Source organism: Paludibacterium yongneupense DSM 18731 (genome assembly GCF_000422925.1).
Lineage (GTDB): Bacteria > Pseudomonadota > Gammaproteobacteria > Burkholderiales > Chromobacteriaceae > Paludibacterium > Paludibacterium yongneupense.
In genome coordinates, this window is record NZ_AUGZ01000004.1 from 186666 (window position 1) to 203154 (window position 16489).

Consider the following 16489-nt stretch of genomic DNA (forward strand, 5'->3'; position numbering starts at 1 on the left):
ATGGATATTGAAAACGTGGCCAGCCAGTTGAACGGGCTGGTGCGCTCGTCGACGCAAGACGTGCTGTCGCGCATGAACGCGCAGGACTTGACCGACCCCGAAACGATGCTGAAGACGCAATTCGCCTTGCAGCAGTATTCGACTTTTGTCGGCTTCGAGAGCGCCTTGATGAAAGCGCTCAAGGATATGGTCAGCGGGATTATCGCCAAAATATGAATGCTATCGATGACGACACCCGGCGCCTGGTGGTAGAGGCGGGTTTTGCCGCCGTCAATCATGGCTTGTCGGCCTGCGCGACGCAGGTGCTCGAGGCCTTGCCCTGGCTCGTGCCTTTGCCACTGCCTCGCGCCCAGAGCCGGGCATTGCTGCTGTTCGGGCTCGGGCGGCGCGACGAGGCATTTGCGCTGCTCGATTCGACAGATGATATCGCCGCACGGGATTTGCGGCGTCTGCTGGCTTCGGCCGCGAACGCCGGTACGGGACGGGGGTAACGGGCGATGCCGATTGTACCTGTCGCGGCGCTCGCCAGCGCATCGTCGACGTCCGCCCCGACGGTGGCGGCCGCACCCTCTCCGACCGCTGTCGCGGCCTTCGAGCAGACTCTATTCGGTTCCGGTGCCGTCGTACCCGAGCGGGCGCTGGCCGGCGTCGTGCACGATCTCGCCGTTTCGACCCGCTCTCCGGTCGGAGCCGGGGCCTTGCTCGACTCGCCCGAACGGATGCTGTCTGCCCAGAGCGCACTGCACCGTACCCTGCTCGACGTCGAAGTGACGGCGCGCGTGGCCGGGGCGATCGGGCAGGCCATCAACAAACTGGTCAGCCTGCAATGAAGCGCGGCCTGTGTCTGTGCTGTTTGCTGATGCTATGCGCTTGCAAGGTCGACCTGTACAGCGGACTGTCCGAGCAGGAGGCGAACCAGATGCTGGCCTTGCTGATGCTGCGCCATATCGATGCGCGCAAACAGAGCGCCAAGGACGGGCTGGTGCTGCTGCAGGTGGAAAAATCGCAGTTCGTCGATGCGGTCGAGGTTCTGCGCCAGCACGGCCTGCCCAGCCCGCGCCGCGATGGCATGAGCGAGCTGTTTCCTGCCGGGCAGCTGGTGACGTCGCCGGTGCAGGAGCAGGCGAAGATGGCCTATCTGAAGGAGCAGCAACTGGAAAAGATGCTCGCGGGCATGGACGGGGTCATTTCGGCCCAGGTGTCGATCGCGCAGGACCCGGTGCAGGACGGCCGCAAGCCGGAGCCGTCGTCGGTCTCGGTATTCATCAAATATACCCCGCAGATCAATTTGCAGCGCAGGGAGGAGGATATCCGCGCACTACTGCACGATGCGGTGCCGCGGGTGGCGCCGGAGAACATCAGCGTGCTGCTGCAGCCTGCCGCCTACCGTTATCAGCCGCCCGCCCCGGCCGCCGCGCGCGGCGGGCACCGCTGGCTGGCGTGGCTGCCGGAGGCCCTGCTGGCGCTGGCGGCGGCGCTGATGCTGGCGCTGCTCGTCACCGCGGGATGGGGGTGGCGCTCGTGGCGGAAGTCGAAATGACGGCCGCCGCCCTTCTTCGTGCCTACCAACTCGCATGGCGGCCCGGGCGCTGGATGCACGTCGAGTGGTGGCCGTGGCTGAAGCTGGCGGGATGGCGCGACGTCTACTCGCGCCATCCCGCTTGCCGCGCCGAGATCGACAGGCTGATCATCGCCCGACGCGGTTTTCCGCGTGCCCCCTTGCCATCCGCGCTCGACGCGTCGCAGCAGGCCTTGCTGGCACTCGAGCCGCGCCTGCCCGCCCTGTTGACCGCCCTCGGCCTGATCGGGCTCGATTGCCGCGATTACCTGCTGCTCGGAGACTACCGCCGTGCCGTGTCGTCCGTGCTGGGGCCGCACGGCTGCGGGCAGTTGCTGATTCTGCAGTCGCGCTGGGGGGCGGCTGCGGCGGAGGTCGAAGCGTCCGCGCTGCCGGCGCATGCACTGGCCTGCGGCATCGCCTGGCTGGGGGAGGGGGGCGGCCAGCTTCTGTGGCCGCTGCTGTCCAGCCTGCTGCCGCCGTCCGCCGCCCCCGTGGCGCGTCCCGGAGACGCCTGGGCAACGTTCCGGCGTCTCGCGCGTTGGCTGTGAACCCGTTTGCCATCCCCATCGCCGGCTTGCCCGCCTCGCCCCACCCCGGGCCGCGGATTCCGGCGGCCGAGCTCGAACGGCTGCTGGCCGCCGCCGACGTCGTCGCCGCCGCCCGGCGCGAGGCCGCCGAAGTGCAGGCCTCGGCGCGCGCCCGCATCGCCGAGGCCGAAAACGAGGCGGCGGCCATTATCGGGCGTGCAGAGGAAGAGGCCGCCGCGATCGCGCAGCGCGCGGCCGATGCGGCGGTGGCGCAGGCCGTGAACTGGCTGGTGGCCGAGCAGGACATCGAACGGAGCGTGGCACGCGCCATGGCCGACCGGCTGCGCCGTGCCGCCGCCGACTGGCTGGCTGCGGCCGGGTGCGCGGACGAAGCGGGCTCCGCCCTCGCCGAACGGCTGGCCCGGCACATGCCCGGGCTGCTGGGCCGTGGCGCGTTGACGCTGACGGTGGCGCCCGAGCAACTGGGTGCGATGCGCGCCGCGTTCGCGGCGGATGAGCGCGTCGAATTGAAATCCGATGCCAGCCTCGGTCTGACCGAGGCCTGGCTCGATACGCCGCAGCTACGGCTGTGCTTCGACCTTGAGCGGCAATGGCAAGAGGTGCTCAGGGCCTTGCGACAGGAGCTTGCTTCATGATCCCCATTCTTGATACGACCGCCGCGCCCCGTATTCATGGCGACCTTGCCCCGGCCGCCGCCCCTGCCAGCCTGGTCTACCCGGCCGCCTCTGCGCTGGAACTGGCGGCCGCCGAGTTGGGCCATGGCGACGGTGCGCTGGCGGAAACGCTTGAAGACATGAGCTTCGCCCTCGGCGGACGCGTCCGCGATGCGCGTGGCGATGGCAAGGACAAGGCGACGCGCGAGCTCGCGCGCTTGCAGCCTTTGCTGGCCGTGCAGGCCCTCGCCGCCGAGGGGGAGCTGGCGACGCTGATGCAGCGCTTTGCCGATGCCGACGACCCGCTCGCCGAGATGAAGGAGGCGGGGCTGGATGCGGGGCAGATGGCATGGCTGGTGACGGCCATGCTTGGCCGCGAGGGCTTGGGGCCGCGCACGCGAGAACGCTGGCGCAAGGCATGGGAGCGCTTGTGCGAGCAGGGAGGCTGGGAACTGGCCCTGTTCGCGCGGCTGGAAGGCATCGCGGCGGGGGCGAGTCTGTCCGCGCTCGGGCAATTGCATCGACGGGCGCATGAGCAGAGTGCATCGCTGGCGGCGTGGCTGCGCGAGCTGCGGGATCTGAGACCGCGCGGTCGGGCCCTGCGCGCGCTGATCCGCACCCTGTCTTACGAGCTGTCCGGCGTGAGCTCGGCGCCGGAAGGCGCCCGGCTGGCGGGCGTGATTGGAGATTTGCAGCGCGTTCTGCTGTTGCTGGGAATGGAAGAACACTGCCGGCGCATCGCGGGCTCGCTGTCCGAGCCGGCGCCCGACGGCGAGCGTGTGCTGGAGGAGGTGATCGCCATGGTCGATCAGAGCTGGCTGCATCGCGACTGGTTCGCCGCGCGTTGCGACGCCCTGCACCTGGCGCCCTGCGCGCGCTACGGCTATATCGCCAATCTGCTGGGGCTTGCCAGGCTGCTCCCCGACGCCTGTCTGCGCGACGAAGAGCAGCGCGCCAATCTGGTCGACGCCTTGAGCGAGTACCGCGACGCGCTGGCGGAACAGGAATGACGCCGTGTCGATAAGTGAATTGCAGATCGAGCGTCAGCTCGAGCAGTTTTTTGCCGTGCAGGGCTGGCCGGGATGGCGGCCGTCTTCCCGCTGCGAGCTCGAGTTGCCCCCCGTCAGCATCTACTTCGAAGTCTGCGGCGGCCAACTGGCGAGCACGCTGGCGCGCCCGGTGCCGGATTCCGGGCGACAGCAGGCGCTGCTGGCCCTGCTCGCCCTGTGCCGTCCCGAAGCCACACAGGGCGCGCCGCTGCTCGGCTTTCTGCTCGGCCCGCGCCTCGCGCTGCGCTGCACCTGGCCGCCCCCCGGCGACATCGCACTCTGGGTCGGCGTTTTTCGCCAGCAGCAGCGCTTGCTGGAGCGGGCGGCGAGGGGGGGTGGATGAAGCGCGTCTCCGGGCGGCTGGCGGAGCTGGCCAGCGGGCGCCAGGATCTGGTGCTGGCTATCATGCTGCTGGTGGCCGTATTCATGATGATCATCCCGCTGCCGACGCTGCTGGTCGATCTGCTCATCGCGATCAACCTCGCCCTGTCGGTCGTGTTGCTGATGATCGCGATCTATCTGCGCGACCCGCTCGAGTTCTCCGTGTTTCCCGCCGTTCTGCTGATTACCACGCTTTACCGGCTCGCACTGACGATCAGCACCAGTCGGCTGATTCTGCTGCAACACGATGCGGGCGAGATCGTGACCACCTTCGGCCGCTTTGCTGTCGGCGGCAATCTCGTGGTGGGACTGATCGTGTTTACCATCATCACCATCGTCCAGTTCATCGTCATTACCAAGGGCTCGGAGCGCGTGGCCGAGGTGGGGGCGCGCTTCTCTCTCGACGGGATGCCTGGCAAGCAGATGAGCATCGATGGCGATATGCGCGCCGGCACCATAGACGCGGCCGAAGCGCGCCGGCTGCGGGCGCTGGTCCAGAAGGAGAGCCAGCTGTACGGCGCGATGGATGGCGCGATGAAGTTCGTCAAAGGCGATGCCATCGCGGGCATCATCGTCATCCTCGTCAACATCCTCGGGGGTATCGCGGTCGGCGTATTCATGCACGGCATGAGTGCGGCGGAGGCGGGCGCCACCTATGTCGTACTGTCGGTCGGTGATGGACTGATCGCCCAGATTCCGGCACTGCTGATTTCGGTCACGGCCGGCATTATCGTCACCCGCGTGCCGGGCGAGGTCCGGCAGAATCTGGCGCGGGATCTGGGCGAACAGATCGGCCGCCAGCCGCAGGCCTTGTGGGTGGCGGCTGCCGTACTGCTGGTGTTCGCGCTGATCCCCGGTTTCCCGGGCGTGATTTTCATGCTGCTGGCGGCTCTTGCCGCCGGCATCGCCTGGCGCTTGCGCTCGAGCAGAGCGGTGGGCGAGGGGGCGGCGGCGGGGGCCGCGCCCATGCCGGCCGCGGCCGATGCGTCGGGGGGGCGCAGTGGAGGGCTGGCGCCGGGGGCGCTGCCGCTGATCTTGCGCCATGCCCCCGGCATCGTGTCCGCGCGTTCCATCCTGGGCGATCTCGACGCGGTGCGCAGCCGCCTGTTCGAACGGCTGGGCGTGCCGCTGCCCGAGATTCTGCTGCAGCAGGATGCGAGCCTCGCGCCCGCCGGCCTGCAGATTCAGCTCTACCAGGAAACAATCGCCACCCTGTCCCTGCCCGAAGACGGGGTTCTGATCGATATCGGCCCGGCCGTGCTGCCGCCGCCGCTGCAGGTCGACCGCAGCGGTCGGCTGGTTCTGGAATGGTTCGACTCCGCAACGGGGGATGCCGCGGCCGCGCTCGGCGCGAATGTCCACCGTGGGGCCGCCCGCGCTCCAGCCTGCCTGGAGCGCGCCATCATGCTGTATGCGGCCGAGTTCATCGGCGTGCAGGAAACCCGCTTCCTGATGGATGCGATGGAGGTGCGTTATGGCGAGCTGGTCAAGGAGCTGCAACGCCAGCTGCCGGTGGGCAAGGTGGCGGACGTATTGCAACGCCTGGTTGACGAAGGCGTGTCCATCCGCGATCTGCGTGCCGTGTTCGAAGCGCTGGTCGAGTGGTCGGCCAAGGAGAAAGACGCCGTGATGCTGACCGAGTACGTCCGTATCGGCTTGCGTCGGCACATCATCGGGCGTCATCGCGGTGCGCGGCAGTGGATCAGCGCGTGGTCTATCGGCGGGGCGCTGGAAAATACGGTGCGCGAATCGATACGCCAGACGGCGGCCGGATCGTACTCGACGCTGGGGCCGGAGGACAACGAGGCGATTCTGGAGCGGGTCCGGGCCGCCGTCGCTGCGGTGGATGGCACGGCTGGCCGCGGGGCGGTGCTGCTGACCGCGATCGACGTCCGTCGCTTCATGCGCAAAATCGTCGAGCGCGAGTTCCCGTCCATCGCCGTTCTGTCCTTCCAGGAACTGGGCGACGAGGCCGAGATCAATATGCTCGGACATATCGATCTGATCGAGTCGTACTGAGATGAGGCTACCCGATCCCGCGCGCATCGCCGAGGCGCTCGAATCCCGCTTGAGCGTACCGCTTGTCCCCGAGTCGCGTCGCTACGGCCGCGTCCTCGCGGTCGGGCCGACCTTGCTGCGAGCCGCCCTGCCCGGTGTCAGCCTGGGCGAGGCCTGCCATATTCCGGCGCTCGATCTGCTGGCGGAAGTGGTCGCGCTCGATGGCGAAGTGGCGGTGCTGTCCCCGTACGCGATTCCGGTCGGTCTGGCCGCTGGAGCCCTGATCGAAGCGCAAGGGCGGCGCCGGCGCATCGGACTCGGCCCGGGGCTGCTCGGGCGCGTCCTCGACGGACTGGGTACGGCGCTGGACGGTGGCGCCCCCATCGCGGTGGACGAGTGGCGCGAGCCCGATGCGGCGGCGCCCGCCGCCCTGTCACGCCGTCCCATCGATACCCCGCTGCCGCTCGGCGTGCGTGCCATCGATGCGATGCTGACCTGCGGACGCGGCCAGCGCGTCGGGATCTTTGCGGCGGCCGGGGGCGGCAAGAGCAGCTTGTTGGGCATGGTCTGCGACGGCAGTCTGGCCGATGTCATCGTCCTGGCCCTGGTTGGCGAGCGCGGGCGCGAGGTGCGCGAGTTTCTCGAGCATACGCTGACGCCGGCTGCGCGTGCGCGCACCGTGGTGGTGGTGGCCACTTCGGATCGGCCTGCTCTGGAGCGGCTGAATGCCGCCCTGACCGCGACCACCATCGCCGAGTATTTCCGCGATCAGGGGCGCGACGTGCTGCTGCTGGTCGATTCCTTGACCCGCTTCGCGCGCGCGTTGCGCGAGATCGGGCTGGCGGCGGGTGAACCCCCTGCCGCCGGCGGCTATCCTCCCAGTCTGTTCGCGCAGTTGCCGCGTCTTCTGGAACGTGCGGGCCCGGCCGCGCGCGGCAGCATTACCGGGATCTATACCGTGCTGGTCGAAGGTGATGACATGAATGAACCCGTGGCGGACGAGGTGAGGTCGATTCTCGACGGCCATATCGTGCTGTCGCGGCGCCTGGCCGAAGCGAACCATTACCCGGCGATAGACGTGGCGGCCAGCGTGAGCCGCGTGATGAACCGCATTGTCAGTCGCGAGCACGCGCAGCTGGCCGGACGCGTGCGTTCGCTGATGGCGACGTGGCGCGAGATCGAGTTGTTGGTCCGGGTCGGGGAGTATCGTCCGGGAGAGGACCCCGCCGCTGACGAGGCGCTCGCGCGCCGCGACGGCATTTCCGCTCTGCTGCGTCAGAAGATGGGCGAGCAAAGCGAATTCGCGGATATCGTGCCCTTGCTGATCTCTTGTGTCGAGGGATGATGCTGGACGCCTTGTTGCGCGTGCGCCGCTTGCGCGAGGAAGGCCTGCGTCGCGCGCTCGGGCGCTTGCAGAACGAGTGCGCGGAGCAGCAGGCCGCGCTGCGACAGACCGCGCTCGAGCGCTACGCGGTCCTGCAGCGCTGGCGCGAGCTGGCGGGCGAGCAGGGGCAGCGTTCCGTGTCCGTGCTGCATTTGCACCAGCAGGCGCTCGCACGATGCTTTCGGCAGGCACTGGCGCTGCGACAGCGGCGCGAGGAGCTCGAGTGCGCGTTGAGTGCGCTCGAGGCGCGGCTGGGGGAGTGCGAAGAGGCGTTGCGGCGCAGTCTTCGCGCTCAAGAGAAGCTGAGGATAGTGATCGCGCAGGATGGCTTGGAGGCGCGAAAAAGGAGAAGACGATGAAGATTGTTGCGACGCCGCACCACCGCGAACGGACAAGCGGCGGCGACGGCGGGCGGGAGCGCGATGCCCGCCGTTTCGCCGAGGCGCTGCGAGCCGCGGCGACGACAGACCGCGGCGAGTGTCGCGGCGGACAGGCCGTCGCCGCCGAGTGGAGCCTGGCCTTGTCCAATGGGCCGCTGGCGGGGGCGGCCTTGCGGGCCCGCGTCGGCGCGGACGGCGTGCATCTGCACATCGTCGGACGCGACGCCGCGCAGCGTGCACACGTCGCGCGTTGCCGCGAGCGCCTGTGCGCGAGCATGGGAGAGTTGTTGTCCTGTGCCGTCGTGCTGGAGTTTGACGATGAAACGGATTGAACGGGATGCCGCGAAGGGCGGCCTGCTGTCCTTTGCCGCCGGCCGAAGCGGCGACGACGACGGGCTCGGTCTGCGCCTTGCCCTGCTGCCCGGGGGCGGGCAGGGCGTGGAACTCACGCTGGAACTGGAAGGCGCGACCTTGACGGCGTGGATGGACGAGAGCGCATGGCTGAGCTGGAGCGAGGAGCTCCTGCCGCTTCCTTCGCTGGCAGAGGCGCCGCCCGATCTGTTGCCCTCGCTGGCGGTCTGGACGCTGGCGCCGCTGTGCGAATGGCTCGCGCGGCAGGGGGTGGCACAACCGCTTGCTCGCAAGCTTCGCCCCGGGAGCGTGCCGCGCGACCTGTACTGGACGCTGAGCTGCGCGCGCGCCGGCGGCGAGTTGTCCTTGCTGCTGCCCGGCTGGCCCCCCGGCTGGATTGCGGCGGTCGCAACATGCCTGTCTGCGCCGCCGCCGGCCCCGCTTGTCCTGTCCCTGCCGCTGGTCGCCGGCTGGTGCCGGCTCGCCTATGCCGAACTGAGTCGACTCGCCGTCGGCGATGCCGTGTTGCTGTCGATGGCCGCCGACGTCGCCGGGGGCGAGCTGTGGCTGTTTCAGTGCCAACCTCTGGCGCGCCTGCTTTTCGACATACGCGGACACTGCCGGGTCGTGCAGCTGAGTGGGCGGGACGGGGTCGATCAATGGAGCGCCTCGGCAGGAGGGCTGGGCCCGGGCGCGCTGGAGGGGCTTGAGGTCTGCGTGCTGGCCGAGGTGGGGCGGGCGACGCTGACCGATCCTGCGCTATTGCAAGCCGGAGCCGAGCTGGAACTGGAGACGCAGCCCTTGCCGCAGCTTACGCTCACGGTCGGCGGGCGGCGACTCGCCGCGGGCGATCTGATCCGCATCGGAGAACGGCTGGCGGTGCGAATCAGGTCTTGACCCTATGGGGGGCATGTCGGCAGGGGGCGACAATGATCCATTCGCGATTGCCGGAGTCTGCCTTGGGCTTTGCCGACCACCCCCTGCAGCTGATCATTCTGCTGTTTCTGCTGTCCATCCTGCCGTTGCTGGTCGTGATGGGGACCTCGTTTCTCAAGCTGGCGGTCGTGCTTTCCCTGTTGCGCAATGCCCTCGGCGTACAGCAGATTCCGCCCAACATCGCCATCTATGGCCTGGCCCTCATTCTCACCCTGTTCATCATGGCGCCGGTCGGCTTCGAGATCCGCGAGCGGGTGGCGGTCGAGCCTGTCGCGCTCGAAGCACCGGACTTCTTCGAGCGGCTTGATCATGGTGTGCTGGAGCCCTATCGCGCGTTTTTGCGCAAGCATGCCGCCCCTGCCCAGGTCCGGTTCTTTGCCAGCGCGGGGCGGGAACTATGGCCTGCGCACGACCAGGCGCGTTTGAGCGAGGATTCGCTGCTGGTGATGCTGCCTGCGTTTACCGTCAGCCAATTGACCGAGGCATTCAAAATCGGTCTTCTGCTTTATCTGCCGTTCATCGCGATCGATTTGATCGTGTCCAATATTTTGCTGGCGATGGGGATGATGATGGTGTCGCCGATGACCGTCGCCTTGCCGTTCAAGCTGCTGATCTTCGTCCTGATGAACGGATGGGAGAAGCTGATCGGTCAATTGCTGCTGTCCTACGTCTGAGCCCATGAGCGAAGCCACGCTGATCCAGCTGACCTCCGAACTGCTATGGCTGGTCGTGCTGCTGTCGCTGCCCGTGGTGCTGGTCGCCTCGGTGGTCGGCATCCTGGTCAGCCTGCTGCAGGCCCTGACCCAGGTGCAGGATCAGACCGTGCAGTTTCTGATCAAGCTGATGGCGGTTTGTCTCACGCTGTTTCTCTCTTATCACTGGATGGGCGGCAGCCTGCTCAATTACGCCAGTCGCAGCTTCGGGCTGATCAGCCGGATGGGGAGCTGAGATGGAGGGCGCGACCGGATGGCTGCCGCTGCTGGCGTTGAGCCTGATGCGCCCGCTGGGGGCCTTGCTGCTGCTGCCCATGTTCGGCAGCGCTGCGCTGGGCGGCAGTCTGCTGCGCAACGGTCTGGCGCTGGCGCTGGCCGCGCCGGTGCTGGCGGCGGGGGCGGCACTGCCCGTGCCGAGCGGTTTCGCCCTGATCTGTGCGCTCGCCTGCGAGTTCGCCATCGGGCTCGTGATCAGTTTCTGCGCGGCGATACCCTTCTGGGCGGTCGACTGCGCCGGCTATATCATAGACACGATGCGCGGCGCATCGATGGCAAGCGCCCTCAATCCGGCGCTAGGCAGTCCGTCTGCCCTGGTCGGCATCCTGTTTTCGCAGGCGCTGGGCGTGTTGTTTCTCATCGGTGGCGGGTTCCATCAATTTTTAACGGCGCTCTATCGCTCGTATCGTTTTCTGCCGCCAGGCGGTAGCGCCTTCATGCGGATCGATGTTCCCGCCTTCATCATCGGACAGTGGCAACTGCTGTTCGAGTTGGGACTGGGTTTTGCCATGCCGGCCATGATCATCATGCTGCTGGTCGATCTGGCGCTCGGCTTCGTCAATCGCTCGGCGCCGCAGTTGAACGTTTTCTTTCTATCCATGCCGATCAAGAGTGTGCTCGGCCTGTTAATGCTGTTGCTGGTGCTGAATTATGCGTTCGCTCCCCTGCTCGCGCGGATGCGCGATTTTGCCTCCTTGTTTGTCCCCTTGTGGTCGGGGGCGGGGTGAGCGAGAAAACCGAGAAACCCTCGGCCAAGCGCTTGCGCGAGTCGCGCGCCAAGGGGCAGGTGGTGCGCAGCGCCGAGATCGTCACTGGCGTGCAAGTCGCGCTCGCACTCGGTTTTTTCATGTTCAAGGGCGGGGCACTGTTCGATGCCTTGCGTGGGTTGATCGTGCTGACGATCGATGTCGTCGCCGAGCCGGTGGAAGTGGCGGCGGCCCGTATCCTGGATGCCGTCATTGCGCTGTGCATGGATTTCCTCGGCACACTCGCGCTGCTCATCATCGCCGGCAGCATCGTCGCCGGTGCGGCACAGGTCGGCCCGCTGCTGGCGGGGGAGGCACTCAAGCCGCAGCTGTCGCGCATTAGCCCCCTGTCGCACGCCAAGCAGCTATTCTCGCTCAAGAGCGTATTCGAATTCGGGAAATCCCTGGCCAAAGTGGTGCTGCTTGGCGTGATCTTCAGCTATTTGTTGAAACGCTACGCCGCATCGTTTCGCTATTTGCCTGCGTGTACGCTGTCATGCGGTCTCGAGGTCACGGTGCGCCTGGTATTCTGGATGTGGGCGGTGTTGGTGGCGTTCTACGTTCTGTTCGGCATCGGCGATTATGCGTTTCAGCGTTTCAGCGTGATGAAGCAGCTGCGGATGAGCAAGCAAGAGCTCAAGCAGGAGTACAAGGATGCGGAAGGCAGCCCCGATATCCGGCACAAGCGCCGCGAATTGCATCGCGAAGTGCAAAGCGGTAGCCTGGCTGCCAATGTGGCACGCAGCACTGTTCTAGTAAAAAATCCCACTCGCATTGCGGTATGCCTTTATTATCGGATCGGGGAGACGCCCTTGCCGCAAGTCGTCGAAACAGGCCGCGACGCCATGGCGCGGCATATGGTGCGCCTTGCCGAACGCGCGGGCATTCCGGTGGTCGAGGATATTGCGCTGGCGCGTCGCTTGATCTCTGGCGTGGCGCCGGGCGATTTCATCTCTCCCGAGCTGTTCGATCCGGTGGCACGCCTGCTGCGGGCAGTCATGGATCTGCCCTACGACCATGACCCCGACGGGACGGACGAACACGATGAAGAATGATTTGTCAAAGCCGCCGCGATCGGTGTTAATTAACTCCGACGGCGGCGGCGCAGACGGCGGGACCGATCTTGCGCGCCGCCACCTTCTTCAGTTAGGCACGGTTATCGGCATGAGTACATTGATAGGCGGCTGCGCCGCCCCGACCTCTTTTCCTGCTGCGGCGCCTGCCGCGGCGACCGGTCCGACCCTGCGCCTGATGGCGCTGGCCGGCCCGCTTGGCGACAGGGGCCGCGCCGAACGCGGCATTGCCCGCCTCGAGCGGGCCGGGTTTCGCATCGGCAATCGGGCCTGCATCCAGCGCCGTTTCCAGCGTTTCGCCGGCAGCGACGCGGAACGTCTGGCCGATCTCAATGCTTTGGCCGCCTCGGTCGCACCGCCCGACGTCATGCTCGCGACCCGGGGCGGGTACGGGGCCGTGCGCCTGCTCGACGAGATCGATTACGACCGGCTCTGCCCGCGTCTGATCGAGGCGGGCACCGTGCTGACCGGGTATAGCGACATCACGGCGGTTCAACTGGCACTGTTTGCGAAGGGCGGGGTGGTGTCCTTTTCCGGTCCCATGCTGTACGGCGATTTCGCGCGCGAGACAACGAGCGCGTTCACCATGCAGTGGTGGCAGCGAGTGTTGACCACCCCCGAATTCACTGTCGACGTGAATACCGTGCAGTCGGAAAGTGCACAGGTCGAAGGGGTTCTGTGGGGCGGCAATCTGTCGGTGGTCGCCGGGCTGGCCGGGACGCCGTGGATGCCGGCCGTCGACGGCGGCATTCTGTTTCTGGAGGATGTGGGCGAAGACGTCTACCGGATCGAGCGCCTGCTGTTCCAACTGCTCGATGCCGGCATTCTCGCCCGCCAGAGCGCAATCGTGCTCGGCCATTTCAGTAATATGAAGGAAGATGGCTATGACCCGGAGGGGTTCACTCTGGAGACGGTGCTCGACAATCTCCGTGCGCGTCTGAAGTTGCCGATCGCAACCGGGCTACCGATCGGGCATGTGCCCGATATCGTTCCGCTTCCTATCGGCGCCATGGCGCGGCTCGCCATGCGTGAAGACGGTTTTGCGCTGACGGTGAGCGGGTACCCGACATTGCGTTGCCCGGCCCCGGCCGGTATGCTCGCGGCTTTGAGTGTCTGAACCCGCGGTCGAGACGGAGTCGCGATGGAAACCCGATGGTTGGAAGATTTTCTGGTGCTGGCGGAAACCGGCAGTTTCACGCGTTCGGCCCAGGCGCGCCACCTGACCCAGCCCGCCTTTTCCCGCCGTATCAAGGCGCTGGAAATCTGGGCAGGTTGCGATCTGATCGACCGCAGCAGCTATCCGACCCGGCTGACGCCGGCCGGCGAGGTCTTTCTGGAGCAGGCGGCGACAATGCTCAACCAGATTCACGCCACGCGGGCCCTGTTGCAGGGCATGAAGCCCCTGCCCGACGATACCGTCGGCTTCGCCGTGCCGCATACCCTATCGTTTTCGTTTTTCCCGAAATGGTTGTCCGAGATCGAGCGGCGCTTTGGCGGCTTGCCCTGCCGCCTGCGTGCGAGCAATGTGCACGACGTGCTGCTGGCCTTCGTCGAAGGAGGCTGCGATCTTCTCATGTGCTACCACCATCCCAAGCAGCCGGTCGAGCTGGCCGGCGAGCGCTATGCCGGCCTGCGCCTGGGAGAGGAGTGGCTGCGACCCTACGCCCAATCGGATGAGCGGGGCGAGCCGATGCTGCGCTTTCCCGGCGCACAGGGGGCCGAACTTCCGTTTCTCGGCTATGCCGCCGATGCCTATTTTCGCCTGATGACCGAACTGATCCTGGAGGCGGCGCCCGAGCCGCCGCATCTCGACCTCCGCTACGAGACCGATATGGCCGAAGGGCTGAAAAATATGGTGCTGGAAGGGCATGGCGTGGCTTTTCTGCCCGATAGCACCGCCGCGCGCGAAGTCGCGGCCGGGCGCTTGGCCGCGGCCGGCGATGCGCGCTGGAGCGTGGGGATGGAAATCCGTCTCTATCGCGACATGAAACGCCGCCGACCGGCGCTCGATGCGGTGTGGGAAGCGCTGGCCGGCATTTATCCGGCGGTTTAGGCCGCTGCTTCCGCGCGCAGGCCAGGAATCGTGCGCAATACGGCGAACACCTGCTCGGCGGTGATCAGGCGCGTGCATTCGTAGTGGCGCGGGGTGTCCTTGTGCCGCGGGCACCAGAAGAAATCGTCGTGCACGAAGCGGTGGTGCTGATCGTTCCAGCAACTGTTGCAGGTGTGATAGTTGATGACGCGGTAGGGGGTGTGGAATTCGTTGCTGGGGTGGGTGAAGCCGCTGATCATGACCACCGGTGTTCCTGCCGCCCAGGCCAGCCAGGATAGCCCGCTCGACAGTCCGATGAAAAAGTCCGCATGTTTGAGCAGTGCCGCGCGCTCTGCCAGCGGATGATCGCCGGTGAAGTCTTCTGCGCCGTGCGGAAGATGCGTCCAGGTCAGCCCTTGTCCATGCGTCTTTTTCTGATCGATGCAGAGTACGCGGTAGCCACGGCGCTTGAGAAAGCGCACCGTCTCCAGCCATCCGTTCGGATTGTTCCAGTATTTGCTCTGAGTCGTGCTTTGCACCGCGATGCAGACATAGGGTTCCTCGATTTGCCTTCCCGCGGCAATGGCGATGCGCGGTTTGCGCGCTTGCGGGTCGACTCCCAGTATGTAGGCCGATGTCTTGTGCAGGCCGACCAGGCGAAAGTCGCAGGGCTGGCGCACGCATTCCGTATCGTCGAAAAACAGGCCGATATTGTAGGTCGCGTAGCAATCCGTCTCGTATTCTTTCTTGTGCCCCACGAGATCGAGCTGCGGGTAGCCTTCTCGAAACAGCTCTATCAGCGTTTCGGACAGCGCACAGGTCAGCCGGCACTGATGCTGTTCCTGGAACACTTCGGCGTAGGGAAACCACGCCATCATGTCGCCCAGCGTCCCGACCGGGAACTGGATGCGGACGTTCTTGCCTCGGGCGTCGTACTTGTGCTGGAACAGACTGCTTGTCTCCCCGCGTTTCCAAACCTCGATCCCGAAGCGAACGTAATATTTCTTACTGCTCATGACATAGCCGCCATCGCTGTCGGTATCGAACAGGATGTTGCCGGTGTCGATGTCGGTCAGTTGCACATGCCAGCTACCGGACGGAAGAAACAGTCTGCATCCGTCATTGAAGTCGTAGAGCAGTCCCAGCGGTCCTTGCTGGGTCGGCTTCTCGGGAGGAGGGGGGAAGGCCGGCGGACGGGGGGAGGGGGCGGCACTTGCGGTCTCGCTCCTGGCTTCGGCCTGTTTCTCGCTGCTTGCTACCGGATCCGTCATTTGCTTCTCCCTGGCGCTCAGCGCTGATCGATTATTTCGTTTAAACAGTTGATGCTGTTTATTGTCAATTATCCCAAGAGAGAATACAAGATTGTCATTGAAAAATTTTGGAAGAAACAGAGGAAGGGTAACTATGCAAGTTATGCATTGATGCATTGCTAATCGGTACTGGCCAGTGGCGAAGCGAGCGGCTACAGTGCACGCATCTAGTTCGTCTTGTTCACCCTTGACGACTTTACCCTCGATGCTCTCTACGAGAGTGTCCCTTGTGATTGATTCGGGCAGGCCTTGTGGCCTGCCGTTTTTTTGCGTGCGTTGCGCATAAAAGCGTCAATCCGGCTTGCCCGGCTTCGCGCCGCCCGGGATGTACTGTCGGCTCGCGCGTTGCATAAACCGCACTTGCCGCCCGAAGCGGGTGCAGCCCGTGCACATCAGCAGGTGCAGCCGCAGCCGCAGGCGGTCGGCCGGCCGCAGTCGATGATCAAGGGCTTCCGACAGCAGTCGGCTTGCTTGCCTGCAATTCATTGCCGCTCTCCATCGAACCAGCGGTTTTCCAGACACAGGCGTAGAGCCATGCGCGCGCGGTAGAGAATCACGTGGCAGTGGCTGCTGCTCAGTCCCTGACTTGCGCAGATCTCCTTTGTTCCCAGCTCCAGAAATTCTCGCATCATGAATACGCGTGCGGTATTTTCCGGCAGCCCCGTCAGACAGATATCGAAAATCCGCCAGAACTGGCTTTGCTGCAGCGAACCTTCCGGGTCGCCCCAATCGCGCGGCCGGCTCTCGGGCGACCAATGCGCATTCGCCTTGAACAAGGCATCGAAAGCGTCGTCCAGGCTCTCGTCTTCATCATGCGGCGCGACGCTGACCGTGCGGCGCTGCTGGCGCAGCAGATCGGCGATCTTGTGCTTGAGAATGCCGAAGATCCAGGTTTTCAACGCGGCGCGACCGGCAAAAGAGCGCTCGGCCGTCATGGCGGCCAGCAAGGCCTCCTGAACCGCGTCTTCGGCCATCGCCTCGTCGCGCAATTGCAGCAGGGCAAAGCGCACCATGTCGCGACGCACGTCTTCGACGTCGCCGGCGTTCCAGCCATGTGTCAGTGGCACGCTATCTCCTGTCGAAACGCAACGGGTCGCG

General features: G+C 65.8%; 22 protein-coding genes. 19 read left to right on the top strand and 3 right to left on the bottom strand.

Going from position 1 to position 16489, the window contains the following annotated elements; all coding sequences use genetic code 11:
- The 19 genes from sctF to G520_RS0101030 all read left to right on the top strand — a co-directional run bounded on the left by sctF (window position 1) and on the right by G520_RS0101030 (window position 14102).
- Window positions 1-216 carry a type III secretion system needle filament subunit SctF gene (gene sctF, locus G520_RS0100940; protein ID WP_028534033.1) on the top strand — a complete coding sequence of 72 codons (216 nt, stop codon included), beginning with the start codon at window positions 1-3 and terminating at the stop codon, window positions 214-216.
- Window positions 213-491, top strand: a complete 279-nt coding sequence (locus G520_RS0100945; RefSeq protein ID WP_028534034.1) for an EscG/YscG/SsaH family type III secretion system needle protein co-chaperone — start codon at window positions 213-215, stop codon at window positions 489-491. The genes sctF and G520_RS0100945 overlap by 4 nt, the downstream gene beginning before the upstream one ends.
- A 6-nt stretch (window positions 492-497) precedes the next feature.
- Window positions 498-830 (top strand): type III secretion system inner rod subunit SctI, encoded by a 333-nt coding sequence (gene sctI, locus G520_RS0100950; RefSeq protein ID WP_051228778.1) that lies wholly within the window; start codon window positions 498-500, stop codon window positions 828-830.
- Window positions 827-1540: a type III secretion system inner membrane ring lipoprotein SctJ gene (sctJ, locus tag G520_RS0100955; RefSeq protein ID WP_028534036.1), complete on the top strand. Its 714-nt coding sequence runs from the start codon at window positions 827-829 to the stop codon at window positions 1538-1540. The genes sctI and sctJ overlap by 4 nt, the downstream gene beginning before the upstream one ends.
- A complete protein-coding gene (locus G520_RS0100960) occupies window positions 1537-2109 on the top strand; it encodes a type III secretion system domain-containing protein (RefSeq protein ID WP_036665040.1) in 573 nt (190 codons plus the stop codon). Before sctJ ends, G520_RS0100960 begins: the two co-directional genes overlap by 4 nt.
- Complete coding sequence (locus G520_RS21005) at window positions 2106-2744, top strand: FliH/SctL family protein (RefSeq protein ID WP_156876821.1); 639 nt, start codon at window positions 2106-2108, stop codon at window positions 2742-2744. Before G520_RS0100960 ends, G520_RS21005 begins: the two co-directional genes overlap by 4 nt.
- Complete coding sequence (locus G520_RS0100970; protein ID WP_028534038.1) at window positions 2741-3772, top strand: TyeA family type III secretion system gatekeeper subunit; 1032 nt, start codon at window positions 2741-2743, stop codon at window positions 3770-3772. The genes G520_RS21005 and G520_RS0100970 overlap by 4 nt, the downstream gene beginning before the upstream one ends.
- Window positions 3773-3776: 4 nt before the next feature.
- Entirely contained in the window at window positions 3777-4154 is a 378-nt protein-coding gene (locus G520_RS0100975) for a hypothetical protein (RefSeq protein ID WP_028534039.1), read from the top strand.
- A complete protein-coding gene (locus G520_RS0100980; RefSeq protein WP_036664932.1) occupies window positions 4151-6211 on the top strand; it encodes an EscV/YscV/HrcV family type III secretion system export apparatus protein in 2061 nt (686 codons plus the stop codon). Before G520_RS0100975 ends, G520_RS0100980 begins: the two co-directional genes overlap by 4 nt.
- A gap of 1 nt (window position 6212) precedes the next feature.
- Window positions 6213-7535 (top strand): FliI/YscN family ATPase, encoded by a 1323-nt coding sequence (locus G520_RS0100985; protein ID WP_028534041.1) that lies wholly within the window; start codon window positions 6213-6215, stop codon window positions 7533-7535.
- Window positions 7532-7933 (top strand): hypothetical protein, encoded by a 402-nt coding sequence (locus G520_RS0100990; RefSeq protein WP_156876822.1) that lies wholly within the window; start codon window positions 7532-7534, stop codon window positions 7931-7933. Before G520_RS0100985 ends, G520_RS0100990 begins: the two co-directional genes overlap by 4 nt.
- Entirely contained in the window at window positions 7930-8286 is a 357-nt protein-coding gene (locus G520_RS25160; protein WP_028534043.1) for a hypothetical protein, read from the top strand. The genes G520_RS0100990 and G520_RS25160 overlap by 4 nt, the downstream gene beginning before the upstream one ends.
- Window positions 8273-9202, top strand: a complete 930-nt coding sequence (locus G520_RS0101000) for a FliM/FliN family flagellar motor switch protein (RefSeq protein WP_028534044.1) — start codon at window positions 8273-8275, stop codon at window positions 9200-9202. Before G520_RS25160 ends, G520_RS0101000 begins: the two co-directional genes overlap by 14 nt.
- A gap of 32 nt (window positions 9203-9234) precedes the next feature.
- On the top strand, window positions 9235-9915 hold the full coding sequence (sctR, locus tag G520_RS0101005) for a type III secretion system export apparatus subunit SctR (protein ID WP_051228782.1): 681 nt from the start codon (window positions 9235-9237) through the stop codon (window positions 9913-9915).
- A gap of 4 nt (window positions 9916-9919) precedes the next feature.
- The gene (locus tag G520_RS0101010) at window positions 9920-10189 is read left to right on the top strand and encodes an EscS/YscS/HrcS family type III secretion system export apparatus protein (protein ID WP_028534046.1); all 270 of its coding nucleotides are present in this window, start codon (window positions 9920-9922) and stop codon (window positions 10187-10189) included.
- 1 nt (window position 10190) lies between these two features.
- A complete protein-coding gene (gene sctT / locus G520_RS21010) occupies window positions 10191-10958 on the top strand; it encodes a type III secretion system export apparatus subunit SctT (protein ID WP_036664937.1) in 768 nt (255 codons plus the stop codon).
- Window positions 10955-12031: an EscU/YscU/HrcU family type III secretion system export apparatus switch protein gene (locus G520_RS0101020; protein ID WP_028534047.1), complete on the top strand. Its 1077-nt coding sequence runs from the start codon at window positions 10955-10957 to the stop codon at window positions 12029-12031. The genes sctT and G520_RS0101020 overlap by 4 nt, the downstream gene beginning before the upstream one ends.
- Window positions 12032-12140: 109 nt before the next feature.
- A complete protein-coding gene (locus G520_RS21015; protein WP_084637394.1) occupies window positions 12141-13166 on the top strand; it encodes an LD-carboxypeptidase in 1026 nt (341 codons plus the stop codon).
- Between the two features lie 24 nt (window positions 13167-13190).
- Window positions 13191-14102, top strand: coding sequence for a LysR family transcriptional regulator (locus tag G520_RS0101030; RefSeq protein WP_028534048.1), 912 nt, complete (start codon window positions 13191-13193; stop codon window positions 14100-14102).
- Here G520_RS0101030 and G520_RS21020 read toward each other — a convergent pair.
- The 3 genes from G520_RS21020 to G520_RS0101045 form a co-directional block, all read right to left on the bottom strand.
- Complete coding sequence (locus G520_RS21020) at window positions 14099-15352, bottom strand: autotransporter strand-loop-strand O-heptosyltransferase (RefSeq protein ID WP_036664939.1); 1254 nt, start codon at window positions 15350-15352, stop codon at window positions 14099-14101. The two genes, G520_RS0101030 and G520_RS21020, sit on opposite strands and share 4 nt — an antisense overlap.
- 330 nt (window positions 15353-15682) lie before the next feature.
- Window positions 15683-15877: an anti-sigma factor family protein gene (locus G520_RS0101040; RefSeq protein ID WP_028534049.1), complete on the bottom strand. Its 195-nt coding sequence runs from the start codon at window positions 15875-15877 to the stop codon at window positions 15683-15685.
- On the bottom strand, window positions 15874-16458 hold the full coding sequence (locus G520_RS0101045; protein ID WP_051228784.1) for a sigma-70 family RNA polymerase sigma factor: 585 nt from the start codon (window positions 16456-16458) through the stop codon (window positions 15874-15876). The genes G520_RS0101040 and G520_RS0101045 overlap by 4 nt, the downstream gene beginning before the upstream one ends.
- Between the last annotated feature and the right edge of the window lie 31 nt (window positions 16459-16489).

What these genes read in the sequence shown, in the direction of transcription:
- sctF (WP_028534033.1), top strand. Translation starts at nt 1, where the DNA reads ATGGATATTGAAAACGTGGCCAGCCAGTTGAACGGGCTGGTGCGCTCG.
- G520_RS0100945 (WP_028534034.1), top strand. Translation starts at nt 213, where the DNA reads ATGAATGCTATCGATGACGACACCCGGCGCCTGGTGGTAGAGGCGGGT.
- sctI (WP_051228778.1), top strand. Translation starts at nt 498, where the DNA reads ATGCCGATTGTACCTGTCGCGGCGCTCGCCAGCGCATCGTCGACGTCC.
- sctJ (WP_028534036.1), top strand. Translation starts at nt 827, where the DNA reads ATGAAGCGCGGCCTGTGTCTGTGCTGTTTGCTGATGCTATGCGCTTGC.
- G520_RS0100960 (WP_036665040.1), top strand. Translation starts at nt 1,537, where the DNA reads ATGACGGCCGCCGCCCTTCTTCGTGCCTACCAACTCGCATGGCGGCCC.
- G520_RS0100970 (WP_028534038.1), top strand. Translation starts at nt 2,741, where the DNA reads ATGATCCCCATTCTTGATACGACCGCCGCGCCCCGTATTCATGGCGAC.
- G520_RS0100980 (WP_036664932.1), top strand. Translation starts at nt 4,151, where the DNA reads ATGAAGCGCGTCTCCGGGCGGCTGGCGGAGCTGGCCAGCGGGCGCCAG.
- G520_RS0100985 (WP_028534041.1), top strand. Translation starts at nt 6,213, where the DNA reads ATGAGGCTACCCGATCCCGCGCGCATCGCCGAGGCGCTCGAATCCCGC.
- G520_RS0100990 (WP_156876822.1), top strand. Translation starts at nt 7,532, where the DNA reads ATGATGCTGGACGCCTTGTTGCGCGTGCGCCGCTTGCGCGAGGAAGGC.
- G520_RS25160 (WP_028534043.1), top strand. Translation starts at nt 7,930, where the DNA reads ATGAAGATTGTTGCGACGCCGCACCACCGCGAACGGACAAGCGGCGGC.
- G520_RS0101000 (WP_028534044.1), top strand. Translation starts at nt 8,273, where the DNA reads ATGAAACGGATTGAACGGGATGCCGCGAAGGGCGGCCTGCTGTCCTTT.
- sctR (WP_051228782.1), top strand. Translation starts at nt 9,235, where the DNA reads ATGATCCATTCGCGATTGCCGGAGTCTGCCTTGGGCTTTGCCGACCAC.
- G520_RS0101010 (WP_028534046.1), top strand. Translation starts at nt 9,920, where the DNA reads ATGAGCGAAGCCACGCTGATCCAGCTGACCTCCGAACTGCTATGGCTG.
- sctT (WP_036664937.1), top strand. Translation starts at nt 10,191, where the DNA reads ATGGAGGGCGCGACCGGATGGCTGCCGCTGCTGGCGTTGAGCCTGATG.
- G520_RS21015 (WP_084637394.1), top strand. Translation starts at nt 12,141, where the DNA reads ATGAGTACATTGATAGGCGGCTGCGCCGCCCCGACCTCTTTTCCTGCT.
- G520_RS0101030 (WP_028534048.1), top strand. Translation starts at nt 13,191, where the DNA reads ATGGAAACCCGATGGTTGGAAGATTTTCTGGTGCTGGCGGAAACCGGC.
- G520_RS21020 (WP_036664939.1), bottom strand. Translation starts at nt 15,352, where the DNA reads ATGACGGATCCGGTAGCAAGCAGCGAGAAACAGGCCGAAGCCAGGAGC.
- G520_RS0101040 (WP_028534049.1), bottom strand. Translation starts at nt 15,877, where the DNA reads ATGAATTGCAGGCAAGCAAGCCGACTGCTGTCGGAAGCCCTTGATCAT.